This window comes from Bacillus sp. JJ1562, from assembly GCF_036962705.1.
Taxonomy (GTDB): domain Bacteria; phylum Bacillota; class Bacilli; order Bacillales; family Bacillaceae_L; genus Ferdinandcohnia.
The window spans coordinates 113,333-134,912 of the sequence record NZ_JBALOQ010000009.1; the positions used below are offsets into that span (position 1 = coordinate 113,333).

The window sequence follows — 21,580 nt, forward strand, 5'->3', positions numbered from 1 at the left end:
TGAAAAAAGTGGCGTTCATTCATGCATATCATACAGATGTTGGAATTAAGAAAAAAACTAACCAAGATGCCATGCTTGTAAAAACGGCGAAAACTCCGACTGGGCATGTTGGGATGTTCGTTGTTTGCGACGGAATGGGGGGGCTCGCCCAGGGGGAACTGGCGAGTGCCACGGTTGTTCGCGGTCTCTCCGACTGGTTCGAGCGGGAGCTACCAGACCTACTTCATTCAAGCCAACAAGAGGAGGACATCCGCGAAGCACTAGAAGCCTGCATTAAGGAACAAAATGAAAAAATCCTAGATTACGGGGACGAAACTAATTCCCAAGTCGGAACAACGGTGACCGCGCTTCTCATCATTCATTCGCGTTACTATATCGTACATATTGGCGACAGCCGAGCCTATCAAATTCAAGACCAGGTTACAAGGCTGACGAAGGACCAAACCTTAGTGGCACGTGAGGTGGAACGCGGAAACATTACACCTGAGCAAGCCTTGAAGGACCCGAGAAGCAATGTTCTTTTACAATGTGTTGGCGCAACAAAGGAGCTCGAGGTCGTCATCCTCACCGGTGAGACCGAGCCAGGAACGGTGTTCTTGCTTTGTACGGATGGTTTTTATCATAAAATCACGGATGCGGAGCTACTCGAGGAATTGCGACCGAATCCATTTTTAAACGAAAAGCAGTTAAAATACAAGGCGATTAAACTAATCGATGCCGCAAAGGAACGAAAAGAGGTCGACAATATCTCCATCGTTCTAGCGCATGTAGTGTGAAGGGCCAGATTTCGGTGACTTGAAGATTTGACTTCGAATAAAGTTTTCCTTGTCTAGCTTCAGCGCCTAGCCCCTCGAGGTCATAAGCCAATCTGTCAAGAAGGATAAAATGCATCCTTCTCGCCAGCTTTTCTTATGCATGTCGGGGCTGATCAAGGCGCTTGCGCTTTTCAATTTTGGAGGAATTACGTTGATTAAAATTGGAAGTTTTATAGATGATAGATACGAAATATTGAAGGAAATTGGGCGCGGTGGGATGAGTATTGTCTATTTGGCGATGGACAACCGGCTCAACAAGTCCCTTGTCGTCAAGGATATCCGTAAACGCGACAACAGCAACAACGAGCTTCTCATTAATAGTCTAGTTGTCGAAGCGAATATGCTGAAAAAACTCGATCACGGCTCACTTCCAAAGATTTACGACATCATCGAATCGGAGGGCGACATTTATGTCGTGATGGATTACGTCGAGGGCGAATCGCTCAAGCAAAAGCTGAATCGGGAAAAAAACATCTCTGCCAAGCTCGTGATCAACTGGGCGAAGCAGCTTGCTGAGGTGCTCCATTATTTACATACGAGAAAGCCGCATCCGATTATTTACCGTGACATGAAGCCGGACAATATCATGCTCACGCCAGAAGGGAAAATCAAGCTGATTGACTTCGGGATTGCTCGTGAGTTTAAGGATGAAAGCCTGACGGATACAACGAATCTCGGAACGAAAACCTATGCTGCACCCGAGCAACTTTCAGGTAAGCGCACCGATGCCAGAACCGATATTTATAGCTTAGGTTTAACGCTGTACCAGCTTATCACCGGAAAAAGCCTTGCTGACCCACCGTATGAAGTAAGACCAATACGTCAATGGGACCCAACTTTACCGGAGGGACTTGAGCACATCATTCTAAAATGTACCCAGGCTGAACCAGAAAATCGTTACCAAACCTGTGAAGAGCTTTTATACGATCTCGAAAACATCAACAAGCTAACGGCAGGCTACCGGAAAAAAATGATGAAGCGGCTCTACCTCTTTTTAATACCAGCCGTCTTGTGTCTCGGTTTTTCAACAACGTCAGTATTTGGCTATCAAGGCATGAAAAATGTGCAGTTCCAGGATTACATGGGACTTGTCAATGAATCTAGCATTGCGTTAATCGAGGGCGATGATACCGAGGCGATAAAGCTTCTGGAAAAAGCAATCAAGGTTGACAAGGGGCGCGCATCTGCCTATAACAATCTGCTTGATGTGTATATCAATCGAAATGAAGTAGACACAGGACTTTCTAAAATCGAGTCCTATGTGAATGACGAATACGGGAACATCCATAAAAACAGTGAGGTTCTTTTTAAGCTGGGGATGACGTATTTTGACCGGAAACGCGATTATCCTGTGGCACTGAAATATTTTAAGCAGGTAAATGAAAAAGAGATTCCGGACGCGACCTACTATATCACGCTTGCGACAACATTGGGCGGGATGAATATCGATTACGACCAGTTTTCTACGAATCTCTTAGAGTTCGAGTCGTTCAATGACAACCTTCCGAACAATGGGAAAAAGGTAGATAACTATAATTCTCTTGCGAATATTTACATTTCATATAAAGGACAAATAGCTGACGCAAACACCAAAGCAATTACAGTTGTGCAAAAGGCGCAGGATGTTCTTGGTCTAGCTCCTGATGAGCAGATACAGCTCAAATACGAGATTGAATTTGAGCAAAAGCTCGCTCAGGCTTTTTATAGTAGAGGTGTTAATTCAGCGGACCAGGTTGCGGCCCGTGATGATTTCGAACAGGCAATTGAGCACTACAATACTCTTCTTGAATTGAATGTGCCGAATAAAGAAGCGGTTATGGTCGATATCGGCGTCATTTATCAGGAGATGGGCGAGCATTCCCAAGCGGTAGAGCAATTTGAAGGAATCATGAAGGATTATCCGAACAGCCTGAACGCCTATGTGAAGCTTGGTAATCTGTTGCTTGACATTGAGCAAGGCAAGCAGGAGGACCAGCGCAACTACGGCAAGGCGAAGGAAGTCTTTGATAAAGCAGGAACGCTTGAAGATGCCCAAAATGACGAAGCTTATAAAAAGCTTGCAAGACGCATGGCGAATTTAAATATCAGTTAGGGAGGGGGCTCTCAATTGGAATACCAAGTTATGTTTTATGGGGGATTAGCGGGAGCGCTGGTCACGCTTATCATCTCGATCATCGTTTATATGAAACTACAAATCTCTCAAGTTTTTGCTGACCTAACGGGAAATAGATTTAAGAAAAAGAAGAACGCCCGCATTTCCCTTGAAGCTCAAGAAACGAAACGTACAACTAGTGAAATCAAGCTTCGGAAAAATCAGGTTCCAGTTGCGGCATCAGTTGAGGACACTGCCATCATGAGCCAGGGGCTCGAGCCTACCTCCTTGCTTGAAGAAACAAACATCGCACCCACGGCATTGCTGGTAGAAAGCAACTCGGCAGAGGAAACGTCACTATTGGAGGAAACCTCGCTTTTATCAGAGGAAACAGCCCTTTTACAGGACGACGATGAAACGACTTTGCTAGTTGATGAAGACGAAACATCGATTCTCCTCGAAGGCGACGGCGAAACAGCCATTCTATCTGAACCCGAAGAGGAATCCGATTTCGAAATCGAAGTGGATGTGATGATTATTCATACAAATAAAGTGATTGAACAAAGGAGCGTAGTAAAGTGATAGCAATGATCTCAAAAAGCTACCGAAAAAACAAATCGGTCTTCTGGATCCCGATTGCATTTGTATTGGTGTTGTCGGCAGTTTTGTACAGCGGAAATGTTTTTTCAGATGGGGATATTCAACGAACAGTAACATTTTCCAACGGTACCGAATGGGACATTTCAGAAGAAAATGGTCCTACATGGTTCTCAAATCAAGATAGTCTCACGTTTACAGTCAATTTAACTAAGGATTATGAAAATTATCTTCAGTCTTTAAAGCCTGAAGAGCAAACTCAGGATCCGGAGCCGATACCAGAGCCTGATTCAGAGCAGAATCCAGGAACAGAACCTGAACCAGACCCAGTCGAGGGTGAACCAGGTACTTCAGGTGAAGCTGAAAATCTAGCTTCGGAAACTACTGAGGTAGCTGCTTCTTCAACTGAAGGTACTGAATCAGCATCTGAAGAGCCAGTAACTACTCCAGTGGTGGAAACACCATTTAAAGTAACAGTTGGAGAGGAACAGGCAACGGTTAAGGTCAACCAAACGGGGGATCCATTCAACGGTGTTTATGAAGTCGTAGTAACTCTTCCAGCTGATTTAGAAGAAATGGAAATCCCTGTAATACTTGATTTTGCTGGGAATAAGTGGAGTATCCCGTCTGAAACAAAGGCAGCTTTCAATATTGAAAGAGACAAGACTAAGCCGGGAATAACATTTAATGGTGTAGAGGACAATGAGTTAATCGAAAAAGAAGTTGCCCATTTGGAAATTGAATTTAGTGACAAAAACTTTGACCCAACTGAAGTCGATGTAGCTGTCAAACAGGATGAGAATGATTATGTTATTGAAAACTTGCCTGATTGGATTTCAGGAAAGGGAACGATAACCTTTACACAAGCAGGTGACTATAAAGTAACGGTGACTACTACAGATAAAGCGGGAAATAAGTCAGAATCTGCTGTTAAGGAGTTCTCTATTTATAAAAGAGCAGCGGAGTTCAAGATAAAAAATAAAAGAGAAAATCCTTTTTATAATCATGATGTTGAAATAGATGTTGAGAATGACATTAGAATGCAAACCTTTGAAGTCGAAATTAATGGTGAAAAGCTTCCATCTGATTCTCCGAAGTTTTCAAAGGGGTGGAAGAAGGCTAACATAAAAATAACTGACTCAGGATATTATGAGGTTAAAGTAAAATTTACCGACAGAAAACAAAAAGAACCATATGAAATGGGACCTTACAAATTCACAATCGATAAGACAAAACCGGTTGTTGAAGTTTCTAATGATATTACAGCTGGTACAATCTATACGGAACCAAAACAATTTAGTATTAACGTTACAGATGCTGATGATAATCTTGATCGGGCGAAAACAGTTTTAACTTTGAAGCATAATGGTAATGTCGTTCGAGAGATTACAGGTGAAGAAGCTTTTGAAGTCCAAAAAGTTTCTGACGACGGTGTTTATGAAATTGATGTAAAGGCGATTGACCTTGCACTAAATGATGCTGATTTTAGGCCAATCACGTTTACGATTGATAAAAAAGCACCTGATCTTAGCTTTAATGTTACTGATAAGGAATTCATTAACACTGAAAAAGAAGTTGTCATGACTGTGTTTGACGAGTTAAATTTAGATTTGAGTCAAACAATGGCAACAGTAGAAAAAGTCGGCGATACAGAATTTACCGCAGATATTAAGTTCAACAAAACGTCTGATACAACTGCTGAGGCCAAACATAAGTTCAAGGATGACGGTGAATACACCATCACCTTAACATCAAAGGACAAAGCGGGAAATCCAGAAGTAACAAAAAAAGTTAGTTTTACAATAGATCAAAAAGCACCTGAAATCGTGGTTACTAACATTGGAGACGAAGGAAAATATAACGAGGACCGGGACGTGACAATCACAATAAAAGACCTAAATATGGGTAAGTCAGATGTGAAGGTTACTCGTAATGGCGAATCATATGATATTGGTAGCCTTGATCCAGTCGGACAAACAGTAACATTAAATCATATCTTTACAGAGGATGGGGTTTACAAATTAGTTGTTGAGTCGACAGATAAAGCAGGGAATATTAGCTCTGAAACTATTAATTTCACAGTTGACCAAACCGGACCAGTAATTAAGTATAAAAATATTGAAAACGGCGCGTATTTTAATAATGAAAAGGTGGACCTAACCGTTACCGTAGATGATTACACACCGTTTGTTCCTGAAATCACAGTGAAAAACGGAGATAAGAACATCGAGATTCCTACGGATGGTTGGATTAAAAAAATCGTCTGGTTAATCACGCAAGAACTAACGATTTCACTTAAGGACGAAGGCGTTTATTCAGTTCATGTAAAAGCAAAGGATTCTTTTGGAGTTGAAAGCACAAAGGATCTTGGATTCACAATTGACCGTTCTGCCCCTGTCATCCAAATCAGTGGCAACATCCCTAACGAAGGTTTTGTCCAAAAAGACAACGAGCTGGTAGTTAACATCGATGATCTTCATTTTGACACAATAAAGAATGAAGTCCTTGTAAACGGCAAACCAGTTCAGGATGCGAAGTGGACTGAAACTGAATCAGGTTATCAATTCAAGCAAAGCTTCCCAGATGACGGTGAATATGAAGTCATTGTTCGCTCTGAAGACTTTGCAGGAAACAAAGCAGTTGAGAAAAAGCATAAATTCACAGTGGATAACGTAAAACCAAAAATCTCAATTGAAAATGTAGAAGATGGAAAATATTACGGTGAAAAGCAAACTGCAACCATCAAGGTGAACGAGCTGAATTTTGCAAACAATGAAGTGAAAATCACAGTAAACAATAAATCTTATGAGTGGAAAAACCAAGGTGTTGAATCAAGTCTTGCGATTCCATTTAACGACGATGGCGACTATGTGATTAAGGTATCAGCTAAGGATGCTGCAGGAAACATTGCAGACGCAAAGGAATATAAATTCACAATTGACGAAAGCTCTCCTGCTCTGAACATCACAGGCGTTGATCATATGACGAATTACAATGTAGATAAACAAGTTTCATTCGAAGTAACGGATGCGAACATCGACCAAACTTCAATACGAGTCACAAAGAACGGTAATCCGTATGGGGTTGGTGCTCCGGCACAGACTAGAACGAAAGCAAGTTTAACACATACATTCAAAGAAGAAGGTAGCTATGTCCTATACTTCAGTGCAACTGACAAATCCGGTAACAAAACAACGCATGACGAAATTGCGTTCATTATCGATAAAACAAACCCAGTTGTAAAAATTGACGGTGTCGACCACCAATCCTTTAACCCAACTGGCAAGCGGGTAACCGTTTCTGTTGATGAATTGAATTTTGGTACTAACTATGTTGTGCTTTCTGTAACAAAGGATGGCAAGGTATTTAACATCGGAACATGGCAAAACAACAACAAGCTTTCAAGCCTAGGCTACAATTTTAATGATGATGGCTTGTACACAATCGCCATTAGCGCGGAGGATAAGGCCGGCAATGGTCCAATCGCTGCAAACAAAACATTTACAATCGATACAACAAAGCCAACAATCGAAATTACAGGTGTTGAAAATGCGGCACATTATAATGTCGATAAGCCAGTTAGTGTAGCCATTCGTGATGTGAACCTGGATGTGAATCGCATCACTGTGACACGAAATGGTAGAAGTTACAATCCTGGTGGATTTGCGGTAGCGAATCAGACAGCACGACTCAGCCATAATTTTAGCCAGGAAGGTGACTATGTCATCAATGTTGAAGCGATTGACAAAGCGGGCAACCAGTTCAGCAACCAGATTACTTTTACAATCGATAAAACAGCCCCAGTCATCACACCGAAGTTTAGAGGTCAAAGCCGTGTAATTAAGGATGGCGAGTATATTAATGAAGTATTCACACCTGAATTTGCGCTTGACCACGCAGATGACACAATTGTGTCAGTAACGATGAATGGTTCAAATGTGACAGGCCGAATTCCAACGGCTTCACTTGAAATGTCGTACAAATACAGTGTTCTTGCACGGGATAAGGCAGGAAACGAATCAACGATAAATGTTAGCTTTATCCTTGATACGACTAGGCCGAATTTGAATATCACAGGTGTTATAGATGGTTTCTTCAACAATAACCAAGCGCCGACTGTGACCTATTCAGATCGCCACCTTGATTCAAGTCGTTCAAGTGTAACTTTAAACGGCCGTCCGTTTGTGAATGGGATTCAGCTTAGTGATGAGGGAGATTACATTTTAAAAGCTGAGATTTATGACTTAGCAAACAATGTCTCATCTCGAACAATCGTGTTTTCGATTGATAAAACAGCACCAGTTATCCGATTTAAAGAACCGATTTCTGATAAGTATTTCAACGAAAGCTTAATTCCTGAGTTATTGATTGAGGATTTAAACGCTTATGATATTATTTCACTTACCCTAAATGGTCAGCCTTATAACTTAGGCGATCCAATCGAGGAAGAAGGCAAGCACGTTCTTTTCTTTGAGGTAAAGGATCAAGCAGGTAATATCCAGCAGCTAAGTGTAGAGTTTATTATTGATAAAACTCCTCCGAAAGTTGTTTTTGATGGAGTGAAGAAAAATGAAACATATCGTGAACCAGTGACACTCTCAATCAGCCTTGATAATCCAAGTGATACACTCAAGTCTGTGATGATCAATGGAGAGCTCTTCAACGGTGAGGTAAAAGAAGTGAACGGTACAAAAGTAGTTTCCGTTACACTTTCTGATATTAACCAATACAAGGTTGAAGTGTTAGCCTTTGATGAAGCAGGGAACGAGAATAATGAAGTCATGGAATTCGAAATCGTTGAAAAAAGTGTCCTCGTCAAGTTTTACGAGAATAAATCGTTATTTGCGGGCACAATTGTTGGACTTGTCGGTGCAGCAGCAGCAGGTGCTGTCGCTATCCGAAGAGTCATCATCCGCAGAAGAGACGCGAAGGATATGTAAAGAAAGTAGTGGAGGCATTCGCTGGTTGGCGAATGCCTGTTTTTGAAAAAATATTTTGATAGAATCAAAGGAGGGGTAGTTTTGTCTAGAATTATGATTAACCCTAATCAAGTTATAGGAATGAGTCCCCAGGTTGGGTCTATTGGTTCAAAATTGTCCTCGATTGAGGGAGGCGTGTCGTCTGTCAGAAACTCCATTGATTATCGAATTTTGGCTAGGACCTCTATACGACCGCAACTAACTGAAGCAAGTCGATCAATCGAACAATTGGAAGCAAAAGTAAAAAAGCTAGAGGCCTTTTTAAATCTAGCAGTAACTCGTTATTCGTCAACAGAACGTTACTTAAACGGCACGTTTATGACGATGGAGGCAGCTCGGACGTTGAAACCGGCGATTCCAGAATCAGGTGGAAAAAAGGTTGAATCTTCTAACAAGGATACATCGTCACTCGTGCACAAAATACTTTCGTACTTTGGTACTGTAAATACAGGGCTAAGTATGGGGGACATCGCGGTTGTTGGGTCACAACTTTTATCTGTGGGAACTTCTGCTTTTTTAGCTCGAAACCTTAAAGTTACTTATGTAGGTGGAAAACCTACATGGGGGCAAAAATTTACCGGTAAATATAAATTCACGGTAACTGCAAATCCTTCATGGACGAGTCGAACAGGGTATAGTTCGAAAATGGCGAAATTTATACGCGACTTTTCACGGTCAACGCCTACAAATCCAATTTCAAAAGTAGCCCATTCCTTTATAAGCTCCTATAATAATCCATCTGCACTCTTAAAACATGCTGCAGGCTTCTCGAAAAACGTGAACGCAGCCATGCATGGAACTACATTAATGGGGCGTTTTCATAAGAGGATTACAATTGGGGCAAAAGATGTGGTACAAAACGTAGCGAAAGCAAAAGGATTAACGGCTGTCGCTAAACGTATCCCATTCATTGGAGGGCTTGTCTCATTTGGAGCGAATACTGCAGAGGTATTTGATCCCAAAAATGCTAATTTATCGGTGGGTGAAAAAGTTGGTAGAGCTACTGCTGGAATCGTTACAGACATTGGTGCAATAGCCGTTGGTGCAAAGGCAGGTGCCATGATTGGAAGCGTCGGTGGTCCTGTTGGTATTGTTGTTGGGGGAGCCATCGGTGGGCTTGCCGGGGGAATTGCAAGTTCAGCAGCCGGCGATGTCATTAAAGACGTTGGGCAAAAAATTGGTGGTGCGATCGAAAACGTTGGGAAATCAATCTTCAATTCAGTTAGCAGTTGGTTTAAATAAATCGATTTTGATAGGATGAAAATTATGTATAATACTGCAGAAATAATTGAAACAATCACAACCATTTTAGCTTTGTGGTTCTCACTTCAAGTAGGCTTAAGCCTACTAACCATCTTGCTAGGAAACGTCATGGTTGATTACGTAGAGTTAGGGATTTTTAGAAATACAAACAATCCATTACTCAAATTCTTTACCTTTGTCACCCTATTTATATTCGGGCTTGGTCCATTTATTTATACAAAACTAAGCAAGTACTCGTGGATTGCTAGGAAACTACTCATGCTTGTCATCACACTAGGGATGGGAATCCTGTTCATGATTATCTATTACATTATCAAAGCGTCGCTGCATGCGTTGTTTTTGTAGGTTGCTTGAAAATTTGCTCATTAAGTAGAGTGAAATTATATGAGTAGCGCAACATCAATCAAAACCAAAAGGAGGTACAAAACATGAATCATGCTTTAACATGTACGACCGAGGAATTAGCATTGTTGGTTTCAGTTTGTGGATACCCAGCAGTGGCAAAAGGGATTGCAGAGGCTTCGTACGGAGAAAAGTCCCCCGAAGAATGGGATGCAATCATGGACTCAACCATTCACCAGTTGGTGATCAAGTCGCTTTGGGATCCTGATAAAACTGGGGAGGATGAGCATCCATTAAGCGACGAAATGCAAATTTTTATTAAAAAATATGTAGAATCTAAATGGATGATTCGTTGCTCGAATCTCTCAGGCCGAAGCGTGTTAATGATTCACCATTTTGAAGAAGATATTTGGCTTGCCCATGTCATCGCGGAAGACATCATGCATGAATTCGCGCTATTATCAAATGAAGAAATTCCGACTGCGATAAAGGATTTTTACGAATTTGACAACGCAGGCATCCAACTCGCAGAAACACACGAATTCTACCTCACTGACGAAGCATTTGATTGGCTAAGTGACCAATCAAAAACAACAAAGGTCCGGAAAAAAGCAAAGTTCACAGCGACTGAAGAACAGAGCTTCAATTTATTCATCGAGGACCTAGAAGAACACGAATGGTCGCTTTATAATATTTCACACTTTGAAATTCCAAATATAGAAGGCGATTTTCTTCTCGCAAATATTGTCTTCTTTTTACCTTCAAAAAGAGGAATGTGGATCGTGGAATACGTGGAAGATGGTAAAAAGCCGGTCCACATCAAATTAAATTCATATGAGGAATGGAACGAAATGCTCGATGCTGTCGGAACAGTGGCTACTGCAGTTGAAGTATAAAATCATTTTCCGAAACCAAAGATGACTTTTACCGTCGTCTTTTTTTAACTTTAATCAGTAAAAGTCCCCACTTATGTAAGTGGGTGATGATATTGAAAGAGTATACAATTTAGTAGAGGGTTTTAACACCGACTGAATAAAGTTAAAGCCTCCGGCGGATGCCACGATTTTTCAAAGGAAATTTTTCGAGCAGACTCGAAAAAAATCTGGCGCAAATACGCCAATGCGTATTTGATTAGGAGTAGTAAATCCGAACTATTTTAACAATCGGATTATGAGTCTTTTTACCTATTACTTCCAAATTTATCATATTTTTTACCTTTAGTTTACAAGCTATTAACAGTATACAGATAAGATTTACATTGAAGGAAAAAATTGCGGGAGGAACGCGAAATGATTTTTGGGAAACGAGTGAGGAACAAGCTGAAAAAAGGATTGATTGTCTTCTTTACCCTAAACATTTTACTGTCAAATGTAAGTCTTACATTAGGACCGAAAATGGTATTTGCGGAGGATAATCATGTAAACAATTCAGCACAGCAAAAGACGAACCAACCAACTGGGGGAGAAACACCACCGGGGGAAGAATTGCCTTCACAAGAACCAACAAACCAGACAGAACCTGAAACTCAGGATGAGCCTATTACCCAGGAAGTACCTGAAGCTCAGGAAGAACCTGCAAATCAAGAAGAACAAGCAACCAAGACAGATCCAGCAACTCAGGAACATCAGCCTGAAACCCAAGATGAAAAAGCAACGCAGGATGACCCAGCAACTCAGGCAAATCCTGAAACTCAAGAAAAATCAACAACGGAAGCTGGTCCGAAAACTTCAGAATCATCAGCACAAGAAAGTCCTATTGCTGAAGAGCAACAAACTAAACAGGAGGAGTCAGCTCAACCAACGAAGGTAAACTTTGATAGCCTTCCACACCTTCTCGTTACTGAAATTTCACCAAACTCAAAGGGTGCTGGAACAGACTATTACGAGTATTTTGAGGTATACAACAATACGAATCAACCTCAAACATTAACAAATTACACGTTTACATATCGCTATACCGACACCGGGAACGAATTGCCATTTCAAATCCCGGCAACCACCATTAAACCACAGGAAACTCTTGTTTTTTGGTTTAATAACGGTAACAGAACACTAGCTGATTTTAATGCAAATTTTGGAACTGAATTACCAGAGGATAAAGTAGTCCAGTTTACTGATGTGTTTCCTGGTTTTGCAAATGGCGGCAATCGTGCCCTAGTCATTAAAAACCACCAAGGAACAGAAATCATTTCTGCTAGCTATCTGGCAGGGGAAACCGATAATACAGGAGCAGTTGTTGATTACAAATATCCGGCAACAGGCACAGAAATGGTGAAACACCAAGTGTTATCACAGCCAACTCCAGGTGAGATCCAGCAAACACAGGTTCCAGAAACTCCAGTGAATCTTCCGGATGTGCCTGAGGACACAGAAGCACCTGTGATTTCACATTCACCAATTACGAGTAGCAAGCCTCTGACTCCAATTCAAATCGAGGCAAATGTAACGGATAATCTTGCAATTCCAAGTGTGACGCTTTTTTATAAAATTGGTGACACGAGTGAATTCACGGCGATACCAATGAGTCCAAACGAGCAAACCTATACTGCGGAAATTCCAAGCTTCCAAGTGTATGAAGAAATCACCTATTATCTCGAAGCAAGTGACGGTGTAAATACAGAAAAAACAGACGAATACACGATTCAGGTCGTGCAGCCAGAGGTTGATTTTACAAAAATCCCTCATTTGCTTGTAACAGAGCTTGTTCCTGATTCAACGAATGTAGGGACAGCTGACGGATATGAATTTATCGAAATCTACAATAACAGTAGTGAAGCGATCAATTTTAAAGACTATAAAATGTACTACAGATACGGCACAGACCCCGGAACAGATGTTGTCTGGCCGTCTATCCCTGAGGATGTCGTAATTCCGGCAGGGGAAACGCTTGTCTTTTGGATTATCAATACCCAAAATGGTGGACAAACGGTTGCTGATTTTAATGCCAACTATGGCTCCAATTTGATTGAAAACAAGAATATTGTTCGCATCTACAGTGATGGTATGGCAAACGGCAGCATGCGTGGACTTGTGATTGGAACGAATACACATAAAGAGATTTCGGTGGCTTATTATAACGATGAACCGAACGTCGATGACACCTTTGCAAATAAAGGAATTGTCTATCTCTATCCAACCAATAAATCCACTCTTTCAAAAAAAGTGAGCATCCTGGATGCGACTCCAGGTCAAGTGGAAGGCTTCCAGGTACCAAGTCAGCCTGTACAAATTGAAAAAGACACAGTACCACCAACAATTGAAAACCTAACGAAAACAACCGAGGTGGACCAGAAGGACAATATCGACATTGTGGCAAACGTAACAGACGACAAGGAAGTCAAATCTGTCCGTTTGTTCTATAAAATTGACCATCAGGATGAATATAGCGAAGCGATTTTACAAGAGAATTACGATGATCTTCTTTATCATCACACGGTCTATTCACCTGATTTAATCGGTCATAAGTATGTGGATTATTATTTCGTAGTTTCAGATGGAAGTAATGAAGTAACTAGTGAGAGCTATCGCGTCACCATTACAAATGACCTTGATCAATCCAGCCTACGACTCAATCTGCAAAATGGAGAAATGCTTCGTGGGGAAAAAATCATCAAGGCGACTTCTGCAGTAGACTCTCCAGAAAAAATGAAGCTATTGATTGATGGCAATGAAGTAACGGAAGGGGTAAATCCATCCCTTGAACACACGGCGTATTTTGCGTTTGAGGTAAATGGACTGAATACGTATTTCCAAAACGCCGTTACGATGGGCGAAGAAGTTTTATATGTGATGGATAAAGATTGGCTCACGCAATGGAAAACATTCAGCATTCCAATTGAGTCAGAACGACTTCCAGTTGGCGACACAACGATAACCGTTCGTTCCGGTAACAAGGCATCACCATTTGATCTCGGGTCCGCAGAAAACAGAGATGACTATGATTTACGAAACGTTCGTCTAGTTCTAGCGGATGGAACGGTGATCAAAGATCCGAACTACAGCGACCCAGCACGTGTCCTGAAAATGAATGATAACAATCCATTCGTTGATTTTACGTTTACGATTACGGAAAAGGAAGCACACTCCTTAACCTATAAATGGGATACGACCTCTATTAAAGACAAGAAGCACGAGGTCCTTGTTCAAGATGCAGATGAAGAGGTCCGCTCGGAAGTTATAGTAGACAACACAGCACCCGATATTAAAACGAATCTGAAAAAGAAAGCATACAAGGGTGCTTTTACAATCGATGTCGATGTGAAGGATAAGCTTTCTGGTGTTGAAAAAGTGACGGTCACCTTAGATGGTGAGGAAATTCAAGTTCCGTTTGAAACAGCGTCTTCAAAGCTTGAAGGTGGTAAACATGAGCTCAAGGTTGTTGCAACTGACAAAGTAGGAAATCTAAAAGAGGAAGTTTTTCATTTTGAAGTTGCCGATGAAAACCCAAATAAACCAGAGCTTGTCTCACCAAAATTAAATGCCAAAGTTAATGGTGACCCGACTTTACAGGTAAAGGTGAAGGACCCAACGAAGGATAAGCTCGATGTAACGTTTTATGAAGCTCATCAATACGATGTGAATTCAAGTGTGAAGGGTTTTAAAAATGCAGGTGATTTTGAGCCGCCACAAGAAATGATTCCTGAAGGAGAGCAGCCGTTTACGTCTGATGATACTTCGCTTGTTTCAAAAGCAGACGGCAACTATTTGGTGTCTGATTCTGACACACAATTCCCTTACCATCGATTCGAAGTCACAGTAGATTCTTTACTTGATGAGAAAGACCGAGTAGAGCTTTTATGGAAAGGAAATTCGCTTGAGGGTAGAAAGGTTTCAATGTATGCCTGGAACCACAGTACAGAAGAATGGACATTAGTTGATTATAAAGTAGCGGGTAAAGAGGATTTTGAACTGACTGGAGATGTCAACGTAGGCGACTATGCACGCGACTCTAAAATAAATGTGATTGTTCAAGATGAAATTCCTAGCTCGCCAGATGAGTATGACTATACCTTTGTCTGGATGTCAGATACCCAATTTTATTCAGAGAGCTACCCATATATTTTTGAGCGACAAACGCAGTGGATTGCCGAAATGCAGGATCAGCTCAAAATTAAATATGTGTTCCATACAGGTGATTTAGTGAATAAATCGACGCAGGAATATCAATGGAACAATGCAGATAAATATATGAAAGTGCTTGATGATAACAACATTCCATATGGAGTTCTTGCAGGAAATCACGATGTTGATCAAGTGAGTAATGATTATTCCCAGTTTTATAAGTATTTTGGGGAAAATCGATTTAAGGATAAGCCGTATTATGGTGGTTCCTATCTAAACAATCGTGGTCACTATGATTTAATTTCAGCTGGTGGCAATGATTTTATTATGGTGTACCTCGGCTGGGGTGTGACGGACGAGGGCATCCAGTGGGTAAATGATGTTTTAGCTGCCCACCCAGATCGCAAGGCAATTTTAAACTTCCATGAATACATGCTTGCGACTGGCACTAGGCATCCCCTTGGTGACAAACTTTTTAACGAAATTGTTGTACCGAATAAAAATGTCATTGCGGTGTTGAGCGGTCATTACCATGAGGCGCAAACATTGGTCGATGAAATTGATGATAACGGTGATGGCACACCTGATCGTACTGTGACACAAATGCTGGCAGATTATCAGGCTGGACCTGAGGGTGGCCAAGGCTACATGAGGCTGCTACATTTTGATCAAGATAACAATCGAATTGTGGTTAATACGTATTCACCGTATCTTGACGATTATAATTTTTACAACCCAGATGCATATCCGGAAAAAGATGAATTTGTGATTGAAATGGATTTAGCACCAGTCACAAAACGAGTCGCAACGGATTACTTTACGGTAAATGTCTACACCGATCATGTCATCGGCACTGCTAAGGCGCAAAGCGGAAAAATCGCTGAGACTGTATGGAAAGGATTGGAACGCAATCGTTCTTACTCATGGTATACCGTAGTCGAGGACAAATACACAGGCAGGACAGTTTCTGATATTTGGACATTTCGTAAATAAGAAACAATGAAAAAAGGGCCCGAGATGGCTCTTTTTTCTCCTTCAGGTTCCTTTTCGTAATAATTATTCATTTATCGTTACAAACTAAAGCTGTAGGTGTATAGTTTGTTGCTTTACCACGTTATTATGCTGGCGTTTACTTGCTTTTGAAGCCATGATATACTGCCATAGGCTTTAAAGTGCCATGATTGTATACGGAGGTATTTTCATGAATAGAAGAAAACGTCAGCACGAAGTACATCCAACACTTCAACAGGTAAAGGAATTCATATACATACTACTTGGTTCGGCCACGGTGGCTCTTTCATTTAATCTGTTTTTGTTACCGAACAAGGTTGCGTCTGGCGGTGTGAGTGGGATTAGTACGATTCTAAACTCCCTTTTTGGATGGGAAGCAGCCTATGTTCAGTGGGCTTTTAATATCCCTTTGTTCATTGCAGGCGTCATTTTTCTTGGAAAGGTATATGGTGCCCGGACGTTAATTGGCACTCTTTTTCTACCATTTGTTGTTTATCTTTCAAGAAATCTGGAACCCGCAACACTCGACCCATTGCTTGGTGCTTTGTTTGGCGGAATAGGAATCGGTTTGGGACTCGGCATCACATTCCGGGGTAATGCGTCGACAGGTGGGACAGACCTTGCCGCTCAAATTGTTCATAAATATACAGGAATCTCCCTTGGAAAATGTGTCGCTTTCATTGATGGTCTGATCGTCTTAACTGCTGCGATCGTCTTCGATATTGAGAGTGGACTCTATGCACTGATTGCACTTTTTGTTACAAGCAAAACAATCGATTTGGTACAGGTTGGTCTAGGAAATTCGAAAATGGCTCTCATTATTACGAACAATCAGGATGAAGTGCGACAGGAGATTTTTGACAAGCTGGACAGAGGGGTAACAAAGCTCTCTGGATATGGGGGATACACCGATGATGAACGCCCAATGCTCATGTGCGTCGTTGACCAGAAAGAGTTCACAAAATTGAAACAAGTGGTTCGAACCATTGATACATCTGCATTTGTCGTCGTAATGGACGCTTCAGAGGTATTAGGTGAGGGTTTTAAAAAAGCATAAAAGGGGTATAATAAGGGTTGTATAATGGAAAAATTTATTACATGGGGGTAAATTCTGTGAAACGTAAGCTATTTGGATTTCTATTAGGATCTGCGCTTGTATTCGCTCTTGCAGCATGTGGTGGTGGGGACGACAACAATGCGGCAAACGAGCCTGCAGGTGAAAATGGCGGGGCTACTACCGCTAGTGCTGAAAAAATCGCACAACAAAACTGTGCATCTTGTCATGGTGCAGATTTAACCGGTGCTGGAGCTCCTGATCTTTCAAAGATTGGTTCTAAGTACAGCCAAGACGAAATTGCGGACATCATTGAGAATGGTCAAGGCGGAATGCCTGGTGGAATCATTGAAGGTGCGGATAAAGAAGCAGTTGCTTCATGGTTAGCTGAGAAAAAATAAGTAATTAGATTGTTTTTGGGCCTTCCGGACGAACCGGAAGGCTTTTAATATGGGCCGGAATTGGTTTGGATCGATTTATTTTGATTTTGGGTCGATAAAATTGGAACTTGGACCGATATATTCAAATTATGGGTCGATAAAATAGAAACTTGGGCCGATATAATCAAATTTCGGGTCGATATCCAATAAAACTCATTAGATAGTCTGCCTTCCGGACGAACCGGAAGGCTTTTAATAGGGGTTGGAATTGATTTGGACCGATATATTTTGACTTTGGGTCGATAAAATTGGAACTTGGACCGATATATTCGGATTATGGGTCGATAAAATTGAAACATGGGCCGATATAATCAAATTTCGGGTCGATATCCAATAAAACACACAAAAGCTTCAACCACTAATTAAAAATTTTGCAGGAAATCCAATGAATTTGTCGAATTTTAAATAAAAATGAAAGGAGTAGATATATTTGATAAGAAAAGCCAGAACAATCCCAATTGAAATTTTAATCCTTGTAGCACTAATCAGAAGATTAAAGCCTGATCATCCGAAAATTCAACAACTCCAAGTCGAATTGGCCAAAAGAAAGAAAGGATACCGAGGTGAACTCTCCATAAATTATTATTTAGAACTCATCGATACACCCGAATTCCTCATTTTACACGACATCAGACTCCCAGACGGTAAATCCTTTTTCCAAATCGACACACTCATCATTACACCACATTTTATCTTAATCCTAGAAGTGAAGAACATGGCAGGAACCCTTTATTTTGAGGATGAATCCAATCAAATGATTCGAACCCTAAACAATGAAGAAGAAGGTATGCCGAATCCAATCCTACAAGCCAAACGGCATTCTCGCCAATTAAGATACTGGCTCACTCAGCGGAAGCTTCCAATCCTACCAATTGAATTTTTGGTCATCATAAGTGATCCAAAAACCATTATTAAAGCCTCAAGACCAAGTATCTTCACAAAAGTGATGCATAGCGTAAATCTCCCATTTACATTTGAGAAAATTGAAAAGCGACATACGAAAGAAACGTTGACGATGAAGGAGATGAAGAAAATAGCAGCGACGATTGAAAAGCACCACACACCTAAACGACCAGATCTCCTAACTCAATTTGCTATACAAAAAGATGAGATTAGAAATGGGGTCCACTGCCCAGATTGTCTTACCTTACCGATTGAAAGGAAGAGGGGATATTGGTACTGTGAAAGTTGTTGTAAAAAATCCAGAACCGCATTTATTCAGTCACTCCAAGATTACGAGTTATTAATAAAATCTACAATAACTAATGAAGAACTGAGGGATTTTTTACAAATATCATCCGGAAAATTAGCATTTCAACTATTAAAATCTATGAATCTTGATAAAGTAGGAGAAAACAAGGGAAGAACCTACCACCTCCCCCAATTCCATTATTTACACACCACCATCTGAACCCTATCCTCATCGCAACCTATATACCATGAAAAGAAAATGTAATATTTTTAGTCGTATTTTGACGAATAATGATGTTATAATGAAAAAAGCAGTGAAATCTAGTTTATATTGACTTATAATTTCAAGTTGCATAGTTTAATAGGGGCGCAAGTATGTCCAAAATGGCATTCGCGCTTCTATTTTCATTTGATAGATAACTAACATCTCCCATTGATCCGGTGGGGGGCATACTTTCAGTGGACGAGGGATAAAAAAACGATGATAGGTGATTCGTAATGATAGAAATGAAGGATGTCTATAAAAAATATCCGAATGGCGTCATGGCCGTTAATGGAATAAATGTAAAAATCGATCAAGGTGAGTTCGTGTATGTCGTCGGTCCAAGTGGAGCGGGAAAGTCGACTTTTATTAAAATGATGTACCGCGAAGAGAAGCCGACAAAGGGTTCAATTGTCATAAACGGTGTCGACCTTGGAAAACTAAAGGAAAAAAAGGTTCCTATGCTACGAAGAAATATCGGGGTTGTTTTCCAGGACTTCAAGCTTTTACCACGACTAACTGTATTCGAAAATGTAGCATTTGCTCTTGAAGTAATCGAAGAAAATCCGAAAAATATTAAGAAACGTGTGATGGATGTGCTCGACCTTGTTCGTCTTAAGCACAAAGCACGTTTTTTACCAGATGAACTTTCCGGTGGGGAGCAGCAACGTGTGTCAATTGCACGTTCAATCGTAAACTCTCCTGGTGCGCTCATTGCGGACGAGCCTACAGGAAACCTTGACCCAGAAACATCTTGGGAAATCATGAATATTTTTGAAGAAATCAATTTCCGTGGTACGACCATAATCATGGCTACGCACAACCGAGAAATAGTTAATACCGTTAAAAAGCGTGTTATCGCGATTGAAAGTGGTAAGATTGCACGTGATGAAGTAAGGGGTGATTACGGTTATGAAGCTTAATACCTTCTTCCGTCATTTACGAGAAAGTGCAAAAAACCTTGGCCGTAATGGCTGGATGACATTTGCATCTGTCAGCGCCGTGACCGTAACACTACTCCTTGTAGGTGTATTTTTAGTGATCATGATGAACTTAAATAGCATGGCGACTTCACTTGAAAAAGACGTCCGTATCAGTGTTCACATGGAGTTAACGTCAACACAGGAACAGCAGGATGCATTAAAAGCGGAAATCGTAAAAATACCTGAGGTTGGAGATGTAACCTTCTCCTCCAAGGATGAAGAGCTTGATAATATGATCAATAGCTTTGGTGAAGATGGAAAGATTTTTGCATTATACGAGCAAAGTAACCCACTTCATGATGTGTTCGTTGTGAAAACGAAGGAACCTCAAGCGATCATGAAGGTTGCCGAGCAGATAGAAAAAATGGAAAATGTCTACAGTGTGAATTATGGAAAAGGCAAAGTTGAAAAGATTTTTAGTTCGGTTGGCGTATCACGTAACATTGGAATCGGCCTAATCGTTGGTCTTCTTTTCACCGCCATGTTCCTAATTTCAAATACAATAAAAATTACGATTTTTGCGAGACAAAGAGAAATTGAGATTATGAAGCTAGTTGGAGCAACAAATTCATTTATTCGTTGGCCATTTTTCCTAGAGGGCTTATTCCTTGGAATTCTTGGTTCGATTATTCCAATTGGAATTATTTTAGGCTTCTACAATTTCTTGTACAATTTGATTCAACCACAATTGAATGGAACATTCCTAGAGCTCCTCTCATTTAATCCATTTGCATTCCAAGTAACGGGGCTGCTGCTTCTAGTTGGTGCATTTATCGGAGTATGGGGTAGTTTAATGTCTGTTCGAAAGTTCTTAAAAGTATAAGAAAAAGCACACCTAGGTGTGCTTTTTGTGCATTTTGAACCAATACTACCCCGCAAGAGTGTTTTTGCCTTTCTTTAATTTCATCCCACATTCGCAGCTTGTGCTATGTTTTAGTATTTTGATTTCCGTTTTACAGATTGGACAGATTTGTTTTGGCATCTAAAAAATCACCTGCTTTTCTTCTGACACGATTGACAAAGCCCGTATACTTCCATTTGATGCGAGTAAATTTTAAACTGGGTTAGCTTGCAGGCAACTTGCTCGATTTGGGTGAGAGTTGGGTATCTAAAATCAATAATTTCCCCACATGATTCACATAAAATATGATAGTGATTCGGTTGATTGGCGAGTTCATATTTACTCAACCCGTTGCCATAGGGTAGTTCTTTTAAAATTCGTAACGAAACAAACAGATTGACATTGTTATATATGGTGGCAAGACTAATATGTGGTATTTGGCGATGAATGTCTTCCACAGTTGGATGACCTTTCAAGAAAAGGATAGTCTGTAAGATTAATGTGCGTTGAGGTGTAATGCGTAATCCACGTTCTTTTAAAAAGGGTATGAGTTCTGCTATTTGTTCTTGCACGATTACCAACCTCTTTTTTATATATTTAAAAGAATAGGTATCCGGTTGGCGGATACCTATTATATGTGAGAATAAAAT

14 protein-coding genes are annotated in these 21,580 nt (G+C 40.7%); 13 read left to right on the forward strand and 1 reads right to left on the reverse strand.

Features of this window, described 5'->3' with window-relative positions:
• Window positions 1–8 precede the first annotated feature (8 nt).
• The 13 genes from V7097_RS06590 (at window position 9) to ftsX (ending at window position 20,912) form a co-directional block, all read left to right on the forward strand.
• Entirely contained in the window at window positions 9–776 is a 768-nt protein-coding gene (locus V7097_RS06590) for a PP2C family protein-serine/threonine phosphatase (RefSeq protein WP_335702815.1), read from the forward strand.
• A gap of 190 nt (window positions 777–966) precedes the next feature.
• Complete coding sequence (locus V7097_RS06595; protein ID WP_335702816.1) at window positions 967–2,907, forward strand: protein kinase domain-containing protein; 1,941 nt, start codon at window positions 967–969, stop codon at window positions 2,905–2,907.
• Between the two features lie 15 nt (window positions 2,908–2,922).
• Window positions 2,923–3,489: a hypothetical protein gene (locus tag V7097_RS06600; protein WP_335702817.1), complete on the forward strand. Its 567-nt coding sequence runs from the start codon at window positions 2,923–2,925 to the stop codon at window positions 3,487–3,489.
• A gap of 5 nt (window positions 3,490–3,494) precedes the next feature.
• Window positions 3,495–8,444 (forward strand): Ig-like domain-containing protein, encoded by a 4,950-nt coding sequence (locus V7097_RS06605; RefSeq protein ID WP_335702835.1) that lies wholly within the window; start codon window positions 3,495–3,497, stop codon window positions 8,442–8,444.
• Between the two features lie 81 nt (window positions 8,445–8,525).
• The gene (locus V7097_RS06610; protein WP_335702818.1) at window positions 8,526–9,725 is read left to right on the forward strand and encodes a hypothetical protein; all 1,200 of its coding nucleotides are present in this window, start codon (window positions 8,526–8,528) and stop codon (window positions 9,723–9,725) included.
• Between the two features lie 24 nt (window positions 9,726–9,749).
• A complete protein-coding gene (locus tag V7097_RS06615) occupies window positions 9,750–10,091 on the forward strand; it encodes a hypothetical protein (RefSeq protein ID WP_335702819.1) in 342 nt (113 codons plus the stop codon).
• 83 nt (window positions 10,092–10,174) lie between these two features.
• Window positions 10,175–10,984, forward strand: a complete 810-nt coding sequence (locus V7097_RS06620) for a hypothetical protein (protein ID WP_335702820.1) — start codon at window positions 10,175–10,177, stop codon at window positions 10,982–10,984.
• A gap of 393 nt (window positions 10,985–11,377) precedes the next feature.
• Entirely contained in the window at window positions 11,378–16,141 is a 4,764-nt protein-coding gene (locus V7097_RS06625; protein WP_335702821.1) for a lamin tail domain-containing protein, read from the forward strand.
• Window positions 16,142–16,349: 208 nt separating this feature from the next.
• A complete protein-coding gene (locus V7097_RS06630; protein ID WP_335702822.1) occupies window positions 16,350–17,216 on the forward strand; it encodes a YitT family protein in 867 nt (288 codons plus the stop codon).
• Window positions 17,217–17,272: 56 nt separating this feature from the next.
• Window positions 17,273–17,614: a cytochrome c551 gene (gene cccB / locus V7097_RS06635; RefSeq protein ID WP_438824207.1), complete on the forward strand. Its 342-nt coding sequence runs from the start codon at window positions 17,273–17,275 to the stop codon at window positions 17,612–17,614.
• Window positions 17,615–18,083: 469 nt separating this feature from the next.
• Window positions 18,084–19,064: a nuclease-related domain-containing protein gene (locus tag V7097_RS06640; RefSeq protein ID WP_335702823.1), complete on the forward strand. Its 981-nt coding sequence runs from the start codon at window positions 18,084–18,086 to the stop codon at window positions 19,062–19,064.
• A gap of 278 nt (window positions 19,065–19,342) precedes the next feature.
• Window positions 19,343–20,029, forward strand: coding sequence for a cell division ATP-binding protein FtsE (ftsE, locus tag V7097_RS06645; protein WP_335702824.1), 687 nt, complete (start codon window positions 19,343–19,345; stop codon window positions 20,027–20,029).
• Window positions 20,019–20,912 (forward strand): permease-like cell division protein FtsX, encoded by an 894-nt coding sequence (gene ftsX / locus V7097_RS06650; protein WP_335702825.1) that lies wholly within the window; start codon window positions 20,019–20,021, stop codon window positions 20,910–20,912. The genes ftsE and ftsX overlap by 11 nt, the downstream gene beginning before the upstream one ends.
• A 167-nt stretch (window positions 20,913–21,079) precedes the next feature.
• Here the strand turns inward: ftsX and V7097_RS06655 are convergent, their stop codons facing one another.
• The gene (locus V7097_RS06655) at window positions 21,080–21,502 is read right to left on the reverse strand and encodes a Fur family transcriptional regulator (protein WP_335702826.1); all 423 of its coding nucleotides are present in this window, start codon (window positions 21,500–21,502) and stop codon (window positions 21,080–21,082) included.
• Window positions 21,503–21,580: the final 78 nt, after the last annotated feature.